The sequence below is a fragment of the Treponema endosymbiont of Eucomonympha sp. genome, from assembly GCF_001028545.1.
On record NZ_BBPW01000188.1, the window covers coordinates 1 to 1180 of the forward strand.

The 1180-nt window shown below is 63.1% G+C and carries 2 protein-coding genes; both read right to left on the reverse strand.

The window, feature by feature from the left end; genetic code table 11:
• A partial coding sequence (locus AWU74_RS05815) for a hypothetical protein (protein WP_062328513.1) occupies positions 1–772 on the reverse strand: 772 nt, incomplete at its 3' end.
• Positions 772–1180 (reverse strand): DUF1538 family protein (locus AWU74_RS05820; RefSeq protein WP_162504906.1); only part of this gene is annotated, 409 nt, incomplete at its 5' end. The genes AWU74_RS05815 and AWU74_RS05820, both read right to left, overlap by 1 nt.

A 1180-nucleotide genomic window follows, 5' to 3' on the forward strand; every position in this document is an offset into this window, starting at 1 on the left:
TCGACCCCTGCACCGCGTCCATAGCGGCGACCACTTGGTCCATAGTCGCCGCGTTCTGCCGCCGTTTGCCTCTCCTGCCCCTGACGTTCACCGTCAGGGCGCGAACATACCGGCGGAAGATGAAGCCCTGCCCCGGCAGGTCGAGCCGACCTTTGCGCACGATGATTCCCTCCAGCAGTTCCACGTCGGTGCGGGGCACCAGGAAATACACGACTTCTTTTTCCACCGGAATCGTAACCCGCAGCAGTCCCAGCCGGTCCCGCAGCCCCAGCCCGCGCCCGAACGAAACGGACGGCACACACAAGCCCATATCCAGCACCGTTTCCGCAAGCGCCGCCGCCATACCCCGCTGTACGACGCAGGAGAGCATGGCGTAATTCTCCTGGACGGCTGATTTTTCTGGCACGCCGCATCGGTGTTCAAGCCGTTCCTCGTCGAATTCAAGCGGCGCGCTGCGGGACAGTTGCGCCGTTTCCGCAAAGACCGAGCCGTGCCCCGGCAGGAACAGGTCGGCGGCTTCGGCAATGCGGCGCATAACGCCTTCCTCGAAATGGGGAGGGACATAGAAGCGGTACACGCTGGCGCGGGCTTCTTCGGTTCTTGTCGGCGGGCGCAAGCCGAACCACGCGGAGCGATCGAGCAGTCCCACCTGCTTGCTCCGCTGCACGAACACTTCGGGTATGCCTAAATCTTCCAGCGCTTCGTTCACGAACGGCACAACGTTCGTGTCGATGAGGCAGCTTATCCGTGAGTATTCCGTCGTTTCGCGCATTATGCCGCTCCTTTTCCGCGCCTGACGGTGCCTTTCGCGCGGATTTGGGTCAGAATGCCCGACACCAGCACGGCGAGAATAGGGAAGACGCTCGCCGTCGCCACCACCCCGAAGGCGTCTGCCACGCCCGCTTCCTTGCCGATTCCCAGCCCTGCCGCGATAACGAGCGGCACCGTAACCGGTCCAGTCGTAACGCCCGCCGAATCCCACGCTATCGCGGCGAATTCCTCCGACGAAAATATCGTCAGGAGCAGCGCGACCGCATAGGGTATGGCGAGCATCCACGAGAGCGGGATTTTATAGAGGATGCAGGCGAATCCGGCAGCCATGCCGAAGCCCACGCCGACCGCCACGTTGGCGACGAGCGTCGTCTTGCGGTAGGTGCCGGTGGTGATTTCCTCGACGGTC